Annotated in this window: 12 protein-coding genes; 9 read left to right on the forward strand and 3 right to left on the reverse strand. The window is 74.2% G+C overall.

Translation table 11 applies throughout. The features are described 5' to 3' along the window. Window positions 1-54 precede the first annotated feature (54 nt). Window positions 55-1,380: a TerD family protein gene (locus tag J2X68_RS09560; protein WP_310432142.1), complete on the forward strand. Its 1,326-nt coding sequence runs from the start codon at window positions 55-57 to the stop codon at window positions 1,378-1,380. A gap of 52 nt (window positions 1,381-1,432) precedes the next feature. Here J2X68_RS09560 and J2X68_RS09565 read toward each other — a convergent pair whose 3' ends face one another. Then, entirely contained in the window at window positions 1,433-2,626 is a 1,194-nt protein-coding gene (locus J2X68_RS09565) for a glycosyltransferase (RefSeq protein WP_399039589.1), read from the reverse strand. Between the two features lie 39 nt (window positions 2,627-2,665). Between J2X68_RS09565 and J2X68_RS09570 the strand changes: the two genes are divergently transcribed. Both J2X68_RS09570 and J2X68_RS09575 read left to right on the forward strand, forming a co-directional pair. Further along, window positions 2,666-3,451: an aspartate/glutamate racemase family protein gene (locus J2X68_RS09570; RefSeq protein ID WP_310432033.1), complete on the forward strand. Its 786-nt coding sequence runs from the start codon at window positions 2,666-2,668 to the stop codon at window positions 3,449-3,451. 117 nt (window positions 3,452-3,568) lie between these two features. Beyond that, window positions 3,569-4,144, forward strand: a complete 576-nt coding sequence (locus J2X68_RS09575) for a hypothetical protein (RefSeq protein ID WP_310432034.1) — start codon at window positions 3,569-3,571, stop codon at window positions 4,142-4,144. Window positions 4,145-4,169: 25 nt separating this feature from the next. On the opposite strand, the gene J2X68_RS09580 is transcribed toward J2X68_RS09575, so the two are convergent. Further along, complete coding sequence (locus J2X68_RS09580; RefSeq protein ID WP_310432035.1) at window positions 4,170-5,249, reverse strand: O-antigen ligase family protein; 1,080 nt, start codon at window positions 5,247-5,249, stop codon at window positions 4,170-4,172. A 257-nt stretch (window positions 5,250-5,506) separates the two neighbouring features. Between J2X68_RS09580 and lnt the strand changes: the two genes are divergently transcribed. The 4 genes from lnt to J2X68_RS09600 all read left to right on the forward strand — a co-directional run bounded on the left by lnt (window position 5,507) and on the right by J2X68_RS09600 (window position 10,508). Then, window positions 5,507-7,117: an apolipoprotein N-acyltransferase gene (lnt, locus tag J2X68_RS09585; protein WP_310432036.1), complete on the forward strand. Its 1,611-nt coding sequence runs from the start codon at window positions 5,507-5,509 to the stop codon at window positions 7,115-7,117. A 26-nt stretch (window positions 7,118-7,143) separates the two neighbouring features. Further along, complete coding sequence (locus J2X68_RS09590; protein ID WP_310432037.1) at window positions 7,144-7,617, forward strand: NUDIX domain-containing protein; 474 nt, start codon at window positions 7,144-7,146, stop codon at window positions 7,615-7,617. A 60-nt stretch (window positions 7,618-7,677) separates the two neighbouring features. Next, a complete protein-coding gene (locus tag J2X68_RS09595) occupies window positions 7,678-8,481 on the forward strand; it encodes a 3-hydroxybutyrate dehydrogenase (RefSeq protein ID WP_310432038.1) in 804 nt (267 codons plus the stop codon). Between the two features lie 98 nt (window positions 8,482-8,579). Further along, window positions 8,580-10,508 carry a GAF domain-containing protein gene (locus J2X68_RS09600; protein WP_310432039.1) on the forward strand — a complete coding sequence of 643 codons (1,929 nt, stop codon included), beginning with the start codon at window positions 8,580-8,582 and terminating at the stop codon, window positions 10,506-10,508. Window positions 10,509-10,583: 75 nt separating this feature from the next. Here J2X68_RS09600 and J2X68_RS09605 read toward each other — a convergent pair whose 3' ends face one another. Beyond that, window positions 10,584-12,005 (reverse strand): MFS transporter, encoded by a 1,422-nt coding sequence (locus J2X68_RS09605; RefSeq protein ID WP_310432040.1) that lies wholly within the window; start codon window positions 12,003-12,005, stop codon window positions 10,584-10,586. A 267-nt stretch (window positions 12,006-12,272) separates the two neighbouring features. Between J2X68_RS09605 and J2X68_RS09610 the strand changes: the two genes are divergently transcribed. Next, window positions 12,273-13,256 carry a hypothetical protein gene (locus J2X68_RS09610; protein ID WP_310432041.1) on the forward strand — a complete coding sequence of 328 codons (984 nt, stop codon included), beginning with the start codon at window positions 12,273-12,275 and terminating at the stop codon, window positions 13,254-13,256. A 67-nt stretch (window positions 13,257-13,323) separates the two neighbouring features. Continuing rightward, a complete protein-coding gene (locus J2X68_RS09615) occupies window positions 13,324-15,171 on the forward strand; it encodes an HSP90 family protein (RefSeq protein WP_310432042.1) in 1,848 nt (615 codons plus the stop codon).

Raw genomic sequence — 15,171 nt, forward strand, 5'->3', positions numbered from 1 at the left:
GGTGCCGAGGCGTGCGGCCTGGTGCACTGACACGCGATGGGGGCGTACATGTCAATGTCGAAGGGGTCCAATGCTCCGGTGCCGACCACGGCACTGCGGGTCGAACTGGGCTGGCGCTCGGGAACGGGCGTCCCGGACACGGACGCGTCGGCGCTGCTGCTGGTGGGCGGCAAGGTCCGTTCCGACGCGGACTTCGTCTTCTACAACCAGCCGGCCCACTCCTCAGGAGCCGTCCGTCACGAGGGCAAGCGCGACGCCGGGGGCCGGGTGACCGACAGCCTGCTCGTCGACCTCGCGCGCGTGGAGCCCGCGATCGAGACCGTCGTCCTGGCGGCCTCGACCGACGGCGGCTCGTTCGGTCAGGTGCCGGACCTCTACATCGAGGTACGGGACGCGGGGCAGGGCACCGTGGTGGCCCGGTTCGACAGCGCCGGCGCGACGGTGGAGACGGCTTTCGTGCTGGGGGAGTTCTACCGCCGTCAGGGCGCCTGGAAGTTCCGGGCGGTCGGGCAGGGCTACAGCAGCGGCCTCGAAGGCCTGGCCACCGATTTCGGGATCACCGTGGACGAGCCGCAGCGGGCGCCCGCCCCGGCCCCGGCCCCGGCTCCTGCCCCGGCGACCTGGCAGGCCCCTCCGTCGCCGCCGTCCCAGCAGCCGACCATGCCCGCCTTCCCGGCCACGGTGCCCCCGCCCGTCCACCAGGCCCCGCCGCCTCCGCCGCCGGCGCCGCCCGTCGCTCCGGTCCGGCTGACCAAGGTGACCCTGACCAAGTCCGCCCCGTCGGTGTCCCTGAGCAAGCAGGGCGGCACGTCGGGCGCCCTGCGCGTGAACCTGAACTGGGAGGTGCGCAAGCAGTTCTCGGGGTGGGGCAGCAAGCGCGGCCGCGCGGTCGCCCTGCACAACGACCTCGACCTCGACCTGTGCGCCCTGTTCGAGCTCGCCGACGGACGCAAGGGCGTGGTCCAGGCCCTCGGCAACGCCTTCGGCGCCCTGCACCAACCGCCGTTCATCCACCTCGACGGCGACGACCGCACCGGCGCCGTGGCGAGCGGTGAGAACCTCACCGTGAACCTCGACCACAAGAACGACTTCCGGCGGATCCTCGTCTTCGTGACCATCTACGAGGGCGCCCGTTCCTTCGCCGACCTGCACGCCACGGTCACGCTGCAACCGCAGTTCGGCGCCGCGATCGACTTCTCCCTGGACGAGTGCACGGTCCCCTCGACCGTCTGCGCGCTCGCGCTGATCACCAACAACGGGGGCGACCTCGTCGTCCAGCGCGAGGCCCGTTACCTGGTGCCCGAGCGCGGGGTGAGCCCGCAGCGGACCGTCGACTACGCCTACGGATGGGGCATGAACTGGACGCCGGGCCGGAAGTAGCGGTCCTGTCGGTCCACCGGGGCCCTGTGCGCGGGGTCCCCGGTGCGACGGCTCAGCCCTCGTCGGCGACGGCGTCCGGCCGGGCGTAGGTGCGGCCCTTCCAGGCCGCGCCGCGTCCCCGCTGGTGCTGGACCGCGGAGTCGACCGTCATCAGCAGATAGAGGAACGCGGTGAACGGCAGCAGGGGGGCGAGCCACAGCGGCTGACGGTAGTAGCGCAGCATCGGGACGTACGTCCCGGTCATCACCAGCCACGCCGCACCGCCGCACACCGCGGTGGCCGTGCTGCCGGCGGCGAGCCCGCCGAGCAGGGCGAGCGGAGGGGCCAGGTACACCAGCGCGAGGCCGAGGACCGTGCCGGCCAGCAGGAGCGGACTGTGCCGCAGCTGCGCGTAGGCGCTGCGCGAGACCATCCGCCACAGGTCGCGCAGCGCCGGGTACGGCCGCACGCTGTCCACCCGGTCGGCCAGTCCCAGCCAGATGTGGCCGCCCGCCCCCTTCACCGCCCGCGCGAGCGCCACGTCGTCGATGACGGCGTGCCGGATGGCGTCCGGGATCCGCGCCCGCTCGGCCGCGTCCGCGCGCAGCAGGACGCAGCCGCCCGCGGCGGCCGCCGTCCGCGCGCCACGTCGGCCGATCCGCCGGAAGGGGTAGAGCTGCGCGAAGAAGTAGACGAAGGCGGGTACCACCAGCCGTTCCCACAGGCTCTCCACCCGCAGCCGGGCCATCTGCGACACGACGTCGAACCCGCCGGTGCGCGCGGCCGCCACCAGCTCCCGCAGACTGTCGGGCGCGTGCGCGATGTCGGCGTCGGTGAGGAGGAGGTACTCGGGCTCACGCGCGCGTGCCAGGCCGATGCCGTGACGCACCGCCCACAGCTTCCCGGTCCAGCCCGCGGGAGGCGCGCCGGGCGAGGCCACGGTGAGCGGGAGCCCGCCCCGCTGCCGCGCGAGCGTGCGCGCCAGCTCTCCCGTGCCGTCCGAACTGCCGTCGTCGACGAGGAAGATCTCCGCCCGCCCCGGGTAGTCCTGCGCGAGCAGTGAGGGCAGGCTCGCGGGCAGCACCGCCGCCTCGTCGCGCGCGGGGACGACGACACAGACGGAGGGCCACTCCCGCGGTTCCTCCCGGTGGGGGAGCCTGACGTCCGTGCGCCAGAAGAAGCCCTGACAGAGCAACAGCCACAGCCAGGCGGCCGGGGTGACGGCGGCGATCCACACGATGGCGCTCACGCGCGCAGTCTGCCCCACGCCATCGGGCCGCGAGAGCACATCGTCTATGGTGGCCGGGTGAAGATCGCGCTCATGGACTCCGGAATCGGCCTGCTGGCGGCCACCGCCGCGGTACGGCGCCTGCGCCCCGACGCCGATCTCGTGCTCTCCCTCGACCCCGACGGCATGCCCTGGGGGCCCCGCACCCCGCAGGACCTCACCGAGCGTGCCGTGGCCGTCGCCGAGGCCGCCGCCGCGCACCGGCCCGAGGCCCTCATCGTCGGCTGCAACACGGCGACCGTGCACGCCCTGCCCGCGCTGCGGTCCCTCCTCGAACCCGGCATCCCGGTGATCGGCACCGTCCCGGCGATCAAGCCGGCCGCGGCCGGCGGCGGTCCCGTCGCGATCTGGGCCACGCCCGCCACCACCGGCAGCCCCTACCAGCGCAACCTCATCGAGGACTTCGCCGGTGACGTCACGGTCGCCGAGGTGCCCTGCTGGGGACTGGCGGAAGCGGTCGAGCACGCGGACGAGGCGGCGATCGACGCGGCGGTCGCCGCGGCCGCCGCGCTCACCCCCGAGGAAGTGACGACCGTCGTCCTGGGCTGCACCCATTACGAACTGGTCGCCGACCGGATCCGCGCCGCCGTGCAGCAGCCCGGGCGGCCGCCGCTCGTCCTGCACGGCTCGGCGGGCGCCGTGGCCGCGCAGGCACTCCGCCGGATCGGCGCGAGCCCGGCGCCCGAGGCGGCGGCGCTCGGCACCGTGACCATCCTCCTCAGCGGCCGCCCAGGCGCTCTCCCGGCGCCGGCCCTCTCCTACGCGGAAGGGCGACTGCTGGAGGCGGTCAGCCCCGCTCAGTGACCGAGGGGCCCGGCCCGGCATCTCGCACCGGCCCCTCAGGGCGTCCGCCGCCCGGGCGGAGCAGTCACCCTGCGCGACGAGCTACCGCCGCAGCGAAACCTGAGTAATCTCATGGATATGAGGGACCACCCCCACGACGAGAGCATCCCGCTTCCCGACGTCCCGCATGCCGACGCCCCGCATCCCGACGTCTGGACCGGGCGCGCCACCAACCGGTTCCAGTGGGTGCTCGCGCTCGTCGGCGCCGCCTGTATGGCACTCGGCATCGAACTGGCCGTCGAATCCGCGTGGACGTCCGGCGCCGCCCCGCTCGCGATGTCCGTCGTCGGCTGCATCGCCGCCGGGCTGCTGGTGCTCTTCGGCACCCTCGCCTTCGTCCACGTCGACCTGAAGCTGGACAAGGAGTCGCTGGAAGTGCGCTGCGGCCACATCGGGCTGCCGCGTCGGCGGATCCCGCTGGCCCATGTCGCCGGGGCCGACTTCGTCCCGCTCGTCACCCCGCGCCACTGGGGCGGCTGGGGCTATCGCTGGCGGCCGGAGAAGGGCACGGCCGTCGTGGTCCGCCGCGGCGAGGGCGTGCTGCTGCGGCTCTGGGACGGTCACACGTTCACGATCACCGTGGACGACGCGGAGTCCGCGGTGCGCGTCATCAGGGACCGCCTGCGGGCGGGCGCCCCGGACGCCACACCCTGACCCCCGCGCCCGGCACGCGCCGAGGTCAGGCGGCCGGGTGGTCGTCGTGGCGCAGGTCCCGGCCGAACTCGGGACGGAAGGCGGGCGCCTCCGGTTCCTCGGCGAGCGGCCGGGCCGTCGCCAGACCGGCGAGCAGTCCCGCGCCGACCGACACCGCGGTGAAACTCAGCGCGTTGCCGATCGCGGCGACCGCGGCCAGGCAAGTGAGCGTGGCACCCGTGGTGAGGACGACCGGCGTGGGGCGCGGCGCGCGCCACAGGGCGAACAGCACCCAGCAGAAGGCCGCGGCGAGCAGGAGCACGCCGACGACACCCTGCTCCGCCGCCAGCTGGAGCGGCGCCGAGTGCGGCTTGCCGTCGGACAGCGCCGACTGCGCCGCCGTGCCGCTCAGCTCCCCGAAGCGCCCGGGGCCCACGCCGAGTCCCGCCTCCCGCCGGGCCATGCCCAGGGCGTCCCGCCACAGATCGACCCGGTGCGCCGTCAGCCGGTCCGTCAGCGAACGGGCGAGGCCACCGGACAGCACGTTCCCGGCGACCGCCCAGGTCAGACCCGTCACCAGGGCGGCGCCCACCGCCAGGGCCGCGAGCGTCGGCCCCCGGCGCATCCGGCCGGCGGCCAGGGAGCACAGCAGCACCGCGCAGCAGGTCAGCACGGCGGTGGTCGAGCCCAGGCAGGCCCCCGCGGCCGCGATGCCTGCGGCGAGCACCCACAGCCCGAGCCGGAGCGCGGGCGCGGTCGTCGCCCGGGCCGCGCAGCACGCGGCCCCTGCCGACAGGGTCAGCACCGCGGCGGTGGCGCCCGCGTGGCCCAGCGGCTCGACGGTCTCGGGGCCCGGGGCGAGCCGGGGCCGGGCCACCGACAGGGTCAGCCCCGCCAGTGCCGCGGCACAGGGCGCGGCGACCGGCAGCAGCACGCCCAGGATCCGTCCCGCCGCGTAGCCGGCCGCGACCGCCAGCACCGCGAGCAGGACGCCCTCGGGGCGTCCGTCGTGCACGGCCGCGGTGACCAGGGACCAGGCGGCGCAGGCCCCGAGCACGGCTACGCCCGCCGCGTCAGAAACGTTTCGTCTTTCCCGGTCCGCGGCGGCGCCGACCGCGGACGTCATCCCTGTGGAACCCACCCGTCCCCCCGAACCCGGTCGCCCCCCGACCGTGACGGCCCTGCATTCCGACGGCCCTGCATCGTGACGGACCCCTGCCGCCCGCGTGACGGACCCCTGCCGCCCGCGCGTGACCGGAGCACGGGCACACCGTAACCGCTGATGGGCGGTTTGTGGATGAGTTGCACCGGGTTGCGCGGACGGCGAGGCCCCCCCACGGACTGCGCTGTCGGCCAAAAGGTCACTCGCCGTACACTCCCGGAGTGACCGTCACCGCAACTTCCGTGGGCCAGCCGGACCAGCTGGAGCCCCCGACCGCGCGGGCCTCGCGCGGCGCGCGGCTCCTGCGCCTCGTCCCGGCCGCCGCTGCGGCGCTCTCCGGAGTGCTGCTCTACGTCAGTTTCCCGCCGCGCACCCTGTGGTGGCTGGCGCTCCCGGCCTTCGCCATCCTCGGCTGGGTGCTGCGCGGGCGCAGCTGGAAGGCGGCCCTCGGTCTCGGCTACCTCTTCGGCCTGGGTTTCCTGCTGCCGCTCCTGGTGTGGACCGGCGTCGAGGTCGGCCCCGGCCCCTGGATCGCCCTGGTGGTCATCGAGGCGGTCTTCGTCGCGCTGGTCGGCGTGGGCGTGGCGGCGGTGTCCAGGCTGCCGGCCTGGCCGCTGTGGGCGGCGGCGCTCTGGGTCGCCGGTGAGGCGGCACGCGCGCGTGTGCCCTTCCGCGGCTTCCCCTGGGGCAAGATCGCCTTCGGTCAGGCGGACGGCGTCTTCCTGCCGCTCGCCGCGGTCGGCGGCACCCCCGTCCTCGGCTTCGCCGTCGTCCTGTGCGGTTTCGGCCTGTACGAGGTCGTGCGCCTCGTGCAGGAGCGGCGCCGCTCGGGCGAGGTGCGGCGGTCGGCGGCCGCCCTGGCGCTGCTGAGCGTGGCCGTCCCGGTGGTCGCCGCGGTGGCCGCTCGTTCGCTGGTCAGCGACAAGGCGCAGGACGGCACCGCGACGGTCGCCGTCATCCAGGGCAACGTGCCCCGGCTGGGTCTGGAGTTCAACGCCCAGCGCCGGGCCGTGCTGGACTACCACGCGCGCGAGACGGAACGGCTGGCCGCCGAGGTCGAGGCGGGCAAGGTCGCCCGGCCCGACTTCGTGCTGTGGCCCGAGAACTCCTCCGACATCGACCCCTTCGCCTACGCCGACGCCGCCGCCGTCATCGACAAGGCCGCCAAGGCGATCGGCGCGCCCATCTCGGTCGGCGGCGTGGTCGAGCGGGACGGCAAGCTCTACAACGAGCAGATCCTGTGGGACCCGGTGAAGGGACCCACCCAGACGTACGACAAGCGGCAGGTCCAGCCGTTCGGCGAGTACCTCCCGCTGCGCTCGTTCATCGGAGCCATCAACGAGAACTGGACCTCCATGGTCGGCCAGGACTTCAGCCGGGGCGCCGAGCCGGGTGTGTTCGACATGGACGGGACCGAGGTCGGCCTCGCCACCTGCTACGAGGCGGCCTTCGACTGGGCCGTGCGCGACACGGTCACCCACGGCGCCCAGCTGATCTCCGTGCCCAGCAACAACGCCACCTTCGACCGCAGCGAGATGACCTACCAGCAGCTGGCCATGTCGCGGGTCCGCGCCGTCGAGCACAGCCGTACCGTGACGGTGCCCGTCACCAGCGGCGTCAGCGCGATCATCATGCCGGACGGGAAGATCACCCAGAAGACCGGGATGTTCGTCGCGGACTCCCTGGTGCAGAAGGTGCCCCTGCGCTCCTCCGAGACGCCGGCGACGAAGCTCGGCATCCTGCCCGAGGTCGCCCTGGTGCTCGTCGCCGCGGGCGGCCTGGGCTGGGCGATCGGCGCCGGGGTGCGGGCCCGACGGAGCACCACCGACTGACCGGGCGGCCCCGATAGGCTCGCCGCATGCCGACTCCTGACTTCATCACCGAGATCCGGGCCTCCGCGGGCCACCAACTGCTCTGGCTCCCCGGCGTCAGCGCCGTCGTCTTCGACGACGAGGGGCGGGTGCTGCTCGGCCGACGCGCGGACAACCACGAATGGTGCGTGATCTCGGGCATCCCGGAGCCCGGCGAGCAGCCCGCGGACTGCGCGGTCCGGGAGGTCCACGAGGAGACGGGCGTGCGGTGCGTTCCCGAACGCGTCGTCCTGATCCGCGCCGGCCGACGGGTCGAGTATCCGAACGGCGACGCCTGCCAGTTCATGGACGTCACCTTCCGCTGCCGGGCGGTGGGCGGCGAGGCGCGGGTCAACGACGACGAGTCCGTCGAGGTGGGCTGGTTCGCGCTGGACACGCTGCCGACGATGCGGGACCGGCAGCTGTTCCGCATCAAGCAGGCGCTCGCCGACGAACCCACGTGGTTCGAGACCACGCCTTAGGTCGGAAGTATGGGCGGCGACCACATGGGGCGAGGACCGGGCTCTGCCTAGGCTCGACGCATGACTTCGCCCCAGGTCGCCGCTCCCCTTCCCGCCGCCCCCTCGCTCGACCTCGGCGGGCGCACCGCCCTCGTCACCGGCGCGGCCGGCGGCATCGGACGGGCCTGCGCGCTGCGGCTCGCGGCCGCCGGGGCCAAGGTCCGCGCCGTCGACCGGGACCCGGCGGGACTGGAGACGCTCGCCGCGAGCGCGGCCGGTCTGCCCGGCTCGGTCGAACCGTACGTCCTGGACCTCACCGACCTGGACGCCGCCGAACTCGCGGCCGCCGGAGCCGACGTCCTGGTCAACAACGCCGGGCTCCAGCGGGTCGCCCCGCTGCAGGAGTACCCGCCGGACGTCTTCCACACGGTGCTCACCGTGATGCTGGAGGCGCCGTTCCGCCTCATCCGTGGCGCCCTGCCCCACATGTACGGGCAGGGCTGGGGCCGCATCGTCAACGTCTCCTCCGTGCACGGACTGCGCGCCTCCGCCTACAAGTCGGCGTACGTCGCCGCCAAGCACGGACTCGAGGGCCTCTCCAAGACCGCCGCCCTCGAAGGCGCGCCCCACGGGGTGACCTCCAACTGTGTGAACCCCGCCTATGTGCGCACCCCGCTCGTGCAGCGGCAGCTCGCCGACCAGGCACGGACGCACGGCGTGCCCGAGGAGCGCGTGCTGACCGACGTACTGCTGCGCGACAGCGCCGTCAAACGGCTCATCGAACCGGAGGAGGTCGCCGAGGCCGTCGCCTACCTGTGCGGCCCGCAGGCGTCCTTCGTGACGGGCACCTCGCTGGTCCTCGACGGCGGCTGGACCGCGCACTGAGCGCACCGGACACCCCGCCCGGCCGTGTCGGGGCGCCCCGGCGGCGGAGTTGTCCACAGGGCTGACGGGGCGGCCCGGCGATGAGGAATCCTGTGAGCATGTCCCGCGATCACCTGAAGGGCGCCACGGCGGCACCCGGCCCCGCCCACGACGCCGACGCGCCGTTCCTCGAACTGCTCGCCCGGGGCGCGGCCGCCGAGGCCTACGACCGGCCCGTGCTGCTCGCCCGCGCCGAGGGAGGGCCGGGCGAGCGGATCGCGGCGCTCGAACACGCCAAGCTGCTCGCGCTGCGGGTCCGCTCCGAGCTGGAGGGCCGACGCAGGCGGGAGGCCGAGCTGTCCGCCCTCTTCGAGACCGCCCACGACCTCGCGGGCCCCCGTGACGTGGACGCCGTGCTCCAGGCCATCGTGCAGCGCGCCCGCTCCCTGCTCGGCACCGACATCGCCTACCTCAGCCTGCACGACCCGGCCAGGGGCGACACGTACATGAGGGTCACCGAGGGGTCGGTCGCCGCCCGCTTCCAGCAACTGCGCCTCGGCATGGGGGAGGGGCTCGGCGGCCTGGTCGCCCAGACGGCCCGTCCCTACGTCACCGACGACTACTTCCGCGACGACCGCTTCCGGCACACGACGACCATCGACGCGGGCGTACGCGACGAGGGGCTGGTCGCGATCCTCGGCGTTCCGCTCATGCTGGGTCCCCATGTCATCGGGGTGCTGTTCGCCGCGGACCGGCGCGCCCGGGTCTTCGAACGGGAGCAGATCGCCCTGCTCGGATCCTTCGCGGCCCTCGCCGCGGCCGCCATCGACACCGCCAACCTGCTCACCGAGACCCGCTCCGCGCTGGCCGGCCTCGAGCGCGCCAACGAGATCATCCGGGACCGCAGCGCGGTCATCGAACGCGCCTCGGAGGTCCACGACCGGCTCGCCGAGCTGGTCCTGCGCGGCGGCGGGGTCCACGACGTGGCCGCCGCGGTGTCCCAGGTGCTCGACGGCACCGTGGAGTTCCTGGAGACCGCGCCCGCCGCCGCAGTGGCGGCCTCCCGCGCGGAGGGCCACGCCGTACGCCATGGACACGACTGGATCGCTGCCGTCGCGGCCGGCGGGGAACTGCTCGGCGCCCTGGTGCTGCGCGGTCACCCGGACCTCGACCCGGTCGACCAGCGGACCCTGGAGCGGGCCGCGATGGTCACCTCCCTGCTGCTCCTGGCCAGACGCTCCGCCGCCGAGGCCGAACAGCGCGTGCGCGGCGAGCTCCTGGACGACCTGCTCGAGGCCCGCGACCGTGACCCGCGCCTGCTGCGCGAGCGCGCCACCCGGCTGCACGCCGACCTCGACGCGACCCATGTCGTCCTGGCGGCCCGCCTCGACGCCGCCGCACCCGACGCCGACCAGGAGGCGGCCGCGCGCCGCCGTCTGTGGTCCGCCGCCTCCCACCTCGCCGCCACCCGGCACGGTCTGGCCGCCGCCCGCGACGGCGGCACCGTCCTGCTGCTGCCCCTCGAACACGGCGACACCGCGACGGAGTTGGCCCGCCGTACCGCGCTGCACCTCGGCACCGCCGTCCACGAAGCGGTCACCGTCGGCGCGTCCGCCCCGGTGCGGGGCCTCGCCGCCGACCCGGACAGGGTGGTCGCCGCCTACGCGGAAGGCCGGCGCTGTCTCGACGCCCTGCGGCTGCTCGGCCGTTCCGGCGACGGGGCGGCCGCCGAGGACTTCGGCTTCCTGGGGCTCCTCCTCGCCGGCGACCGGGACGTGGCGGGCTTCGTGGAGCGCACCATGGGCCGGGTCGTCGCCTACGACGAACGGCGCGGCACCGACCTGGTGCGCACCCTCGACGCCTACTTCGCCTCGGGCATGAGCCCGGCCCGCACCAAGGACGAACTCCACGTCCACGTCAACACGGTGGCCCAGCGCCTCGAACGCGTCGGCCGCCTCCTGGGCGACGACTGGCAGAGCCCCGCCCGCGCCCTGGAGATCCAGCTCGCCCTGCGCCTGCACCGGTTGGCGACCCCGGCACCGCACTGACCCGCCCCCGTACGCGCGGACGGCGTACGGGGGCGGGGGCGGGGGCGGGCCGGAGCGGCGGGCACGGCGACGGGATCAGACGGCGCGCGCGTCCGTCGTCGGCGTCCGCGGGTGCTCCGCCTCCGCGCCGGGACCGCCGTCGGCCAGGTCGCCCGCGGCCAGGTCACGGTGGCGGGTCTCCTTGGCCACCCCCACGGCGACGACCGTCAGCACGGCCGCGGCGATCACGTAGAGGGCGATCGGGGTGGAGCTGTCGTAGTCGGCCAGCAGCGCGGTGGCGATCAGCGGCGCGGGCGCGCCCGCCGCGACCGAGGCGAACTGGGCGCCGATCGAGGCGCCGGAGTAGCGCATCCGGGTCGCGAACATCTCGGAGAAGAAGGCGGCCTGCGGCGCGTACATCGCCCCGTGCAGTACCAGGCCCACCGTCACGGCGAGGACGAGACTCCCGAAGGTGCCGGTGTCGACGAGCGCGAAGAACGGGAACATCCACAGCCCGATCCCGACCGCGCCCAGCAGATACACCGGCCGCCGCCCGACCCGGTCGGACAGCGCACCCCAGGCCGGGATCACCGCGAAGTGCACGGCGGAGGCGATGAGCACGGCGTTGAGCGCGGTCTGCTTGGAGACTCCGGCCGAGGTCGTCGCGTAGACGAGGATGAACGCGGTGATGACGTAGTAGGAGATGTTCTCCGCCATCCGCGCGCCCATCGCGACCAGCACGTCACGCCAGTGGTGCCGCAGCACCGACACCAGCGGCAGCTGCTCCGCCTGTGCCCGCTCCTGCGCCGAGCGCGCCGCCTTGCGGGCCTCGGCCCGCGCCAACGCCTGCCGGAACACGGGCGATTCGTCGACGGACAGACGAATCCACAGACCGACGATCACCAGAACCCCGGAGAGCAGGAAGGGGATCCGCCAGCCCCAGGAGGCGAAGGCGGCGTCCGAGAGCACGGCCGTGAGCAGGGACAGCACGCCGGTCGCCAGCAACTGCCCGGCGGGAGCGCCCGTCTGCGGCCACGAGGCCCAGAAGCCGCGCCGCCGCGCGTCCCCGTGCTCGGAGACCAGCAGCACGGCTCCGCCCCACTCGCCGCCGAGCGCGAACCCCTGGATCAGCCGCAGCACGGTCAGCAGCACCGGGGCGGCGCTCCCGACGGTCGCATGGGTCGGCAGCAGGCCGATCGCGAAGGTCGCCCCGCCCATCAGCAGCAGGCTCAGCACCAGCAGCCTCTTGCGCCCGAGCCGGTCACCGTAGTGCCCGAAGACCAGCGCACCGAGCGGCCGCGCGGCGAAACCGACGGCGTACGTCAGGAACGACAGGAGCGTGCCGACGAGCGGGTCGGAGTCCGGGAAGAACAGCTTGTTGAAGACGAGAGCGGCGGCCGAGCCGTAGAGGAAGAAGTCGTACCACTCGATGGTGGTGCCGATGAGACTGGCGGCGACGATGCGCTTGAGGCTGGCTGGGGTGCCCGGGGACGGGGGAGCGGTCGCGGGGGAGGACATCGGTACCACTTCCAAGCGGTTGGCGGGGACGTTCCGTGTCGCCATACCGTAGGAATCCGCAGGTCAAGGGCACATGTGGTGGGACACCATAGTTCTGTGCGCTGAGGTGCGTGCGACCACCATGGCGAGGCCCTGTTCGGCGGGGACCGGGGCGGGCGCCGACGGGACCGGGACCGTGATGTGCCGGTGAAAACCCTGTGGAAGTGGTGTCGGTGGGGCCGTTTAAGCTGCCCCGGACGATCACGCGGGACCAGGGGAGGACGCGGCATGTTCGGCAAGCTGTTCGGCAGGGGCGCGGAGAGACCGGTGGCGGATCCGTACGCCCTTCCCGTTCCGCGCAGACAGAACGGAGTCCACCAGCTGCACGCGCTCGGGGACACCCGGGTGCTCGCGCTGGTGGAGGCCGCCCGGGCGGGCGACTGGGAGACGGTCAGGGCGGTGCCGGCCCCGTTCGACCTCGGCCGCGACCACCAGGTGCTCGGCGTGCTCGCCGAGGTGGCCGGGGTGCAGGACTGGATCGGCCGGGCCGTGCAGGAGGACAAGGAGCACCGGGCGACCGCCCTGCTCATATCCGGGGCCCGCCACATCGTCTGGGGCTGGGAGGCGCGCACCGCCGCCCGTGCCGTGGACGTCACACAGGAGCAGTGGCGCGTCTTCCACGAGCGGCTCGCCGTCGCCGAGGAACAGCTGCTGGAGGCCGCCGAGTTGCGGCCGGAGTGGGTGACGCCGTGGCGTCGCCTCCTCACCTCCGGCCGCGGGATGTCGCTGGGCTCCGTCGTCAACGAGACCCGGCGGGACGCCGCTCTGCGGCGCGACCCGCTGGACCTGGAGACCCACATCGAGTGGGTGTCGCACCTCCAGCCCCGCTGGAGCGGCGAGCCCGGCCAGGCCCTGGCGTTCGCCCGGAAGGCCTTCGCCGCCGCGCCCGACGGGCACCGCCTCGGCTGCGTGATCGCCATGGCCCACATCGAGGAGTGGGTGGAGTCGGAGCGTCAGGGCCATCTCGACACACCGGCCACCCAGGAGGAGCTGCGGCAGGCGGCCCGACGCAGCATCCTCCATCCCGCCTACGAGCGGCGTCCGGGCTGGCAGGAGGACTTCAACATCTTCGCCATGGCCCTGGCCCTGTCCGCCGAGAGCGTCGTGGCCCCGCGCGTCTTCCACGAGCTGGGCGGCGCCTGGACCCCGTGGCCCTGGAAGTACATGGCACAGCCGGAGAAGGCGTACGCCCGTTTCCGGCGCCGCGCCTGACGCCGGCCCCGGCCTCCGCCGAGCACCTCGCCCCGCCTTCTCCGAACACCTCACCCCGGACTGCCCGATGACTCTGCACGACACCCCCGTGAGCCCGGCCGGCGCCGACCGCACCTTCCAGGTGGACCTGCGCGGCCTCGTCGATCTCCTCTCCCACCACCTCTACTCCAGCCCACGCGTCTACCTGCGCGAACTCCTCCAGAACGCGGTGGACGCGCTGACCGCCCGGCACCGCCTCGAACCGGCCGCTCCCGCCGACGCCTTCGGGATCCGGCTGTACGCCGACGCCTCGGTCGTCCGCGTCGAGGACGACGGCGTCGGCCTCACCGAGGCGGACGTGCACACCTTCCTCGCGACGATCGGCCGCAGCAGCAAGCGCGCCGAGGGCATCGCCGAGCAACGCGGCGACTTCATCGGCCAGTTCGGCATCGGCCTGCTCTCCTGCTTCCTGGTCGCGGACGAGATCCACGTCCTGAGCCGCTCCGCCCGCACCCCCGACGCCCCCGCCGTGGAATGGCGGGGACGCGGCGACGGCAGCTACACCGTCCGCACCCTGCCCGCCTCCGCCCGCCCCCGGCCCGGCACCACCGTCACGCTGACGCCGCGCGCCGACGCGCGCGAGTGGACCCGCCCGGCGCAGGTGCACACGCTGGCCCGGCACTTCGGCTCGCTGCTGCGCCACCCGGTGACCTTCGACGACGGCACGGGCGGCCCGGGCTCGCCCGTCAACCCCGAGCCCGCCCCCTGGGCCCGTACGTATCCCACACCGGGATCCCGGTCCCGCGCGCTGGCCGCCTACGGCGCGGACGTCCTCGGTTTCACGCCGCTGGACACCATCGAGCTGGACCTGCCGGCCGTGGGCCTCAAGGGCATCGCGTGCGTGCTGCCCGAGGCGGTCCCGGCCGGGCGACGACACGGGCATCGCGTCCACGTCAAGGGCATGCTGCTGTCCGAGCAGGCCGAGGAGATCCTGCCGGAGTGGGCCTTCTTCGTCCGCTGCGTCGTCGACGCCGAGAGCCTGCGCCCGACGGCGTCGCGGGAGTCCCTGTACGAGGACGACACCCTCGCCGCCGTCCGCGACGCCCTCGCCGAGCGGCTGCGCGCGTGGATGGCCAGGGTCGCCGCCAGCGACCCGGACCTGCTCGCCCGCTTCCTCCAGGCACACCACCTGGCCGTGAAGTCGCTCGCCGTGCACGACGACGAGATCCTCCGGATGCTGCTGCCCTGGCTGCCGTTCGAGACCACCGACGGGCACTGCACCCTCGACGAGTTCGCGCGCACCCACCGCACCGTGCTCGTCACGTCGAGCGTGGAGGAATTCCGCCAGGTCGCGGCGATCGCCTCGGCCGCCGGGCTCGGCGTCGTCAACGGCGGCTACACCTACGACCGCGAACTGGTCCACCGGCTGCCGGAGATCAGGCCCGAGGCCGTCGTCGCCGACCTCGACCCGGGGACCCTCACCGCCCACCTGGACCCCGTCGACCGGGAGACGGAACTGGCCGCGGCCGCCTACCTGGCCCAGGCCCGCGACGCCCTCTCGGTCTTCGACTGCGACGTCGCGCTGCGCACCTTCCAGCCCGCCTCCGCCCCCGCCCTCCTCGTCGACAGCCGCGAGGCACGTCATGAGCGCACCCGCTCCCAGCTCGCCCGTGAGCAGGAGGGCGGCGTGTGGGGCGACATCCTCGGCGCCCTGCGCCAGGAGGCGCCGCGGGCCCAGCTGATCCTCAACCAGCTCAACCCGCTGGTCCGCACCGCCGTCACCATCGACGAGCCCGAGCTGGCCCGCACCAGCGCCGAAGCCCTCTACGGGCAGGCCGCGATGCTGTCCCGGCGCCCGCTGAGGCCCGCCGAGTCGAGCCTGATCAACCGCTCCTTCCTCAACCTGCTCGCCCACGCCCTCCGCAAGGACAGCTGA

This window comes from Streptomyces sp. 3330, assembly GCF_031456635.1.
In the GTDB taxonomy this organism is placed as follows: Bacteria; Actinomycetota; Actinomycetes; order Streptomycetales; family Streptomycetaceae; genus Streptomyces.

Excerpts from the sequence above, each read along its gene's own strand:
- J2X68_RS09560 (WP_310432142.1), top strand. The coding sequence starts at position 55 with ATGTCGAAGGGGTCCAATGCTCCGGTGCCGACCACGGCACTGCGGGTC.
- J2X68_RS09575 (WP_310432034.1), top strand. The coding sequence starts at position 3,569 with ATGAGGGACCACCCCCACGACGAGAGCATCCCGCTTCCCGACGTCCCG.
- J2X68_RS09580 (WP_310432035.1), bottom strand. The coding sequence starts at position 5,249 with ATGACGTCCGCGGTCGGCGCCGCCGCGGACCGGGAAAGACGAAACGTT.
- J2X68_RS09590 (WP_310432037.1), top strand. The coding sequence starts at position 7,144 with ATGCCGACTCCTGACTTCATCACCGAGATCCGGGCCTCCGCGGGCCAC.
- J2X68_RS09595 (WP_310432038.1), top strand. The coding sequence starts at position 7,678 with ATGACTTCGCCCCAGGTCGCCGCTCCCCTTCCCGCCGCCCCCTCGCTC.
- J2X68_RS09600 (WP_310432039.1), top strand. The coding sequence starts at position 8,580 with ATGTCCCGCGATCACCTGAAGGGCGCCACGGCGGCACCCGGCCCCGCC.
- J2X68_RS09605 (WP_310432040.1), bottom strand. The coding sequence starts at position 12,005 with ATGTCCTCCCCCGCGACCGCTCCCCCGTCCCCGGGCACCCCAGCCAGC.
- J2X68_RS09610 (WP_310432041.1), top strand. The coding sequence starts at position 12,273 with ATGTTCGGCAAGCTGTTCGGCAGGGGCGCGGAGAGACCGGTGGCGGAT.
- J2X68_RS09615 (WP_310432042.1), top strand. The coding sequence starts at position 13,324 with ATGACTCTGCACGACACCCCCGTGAGCCCGGCCGGCGCCGACCGCACC.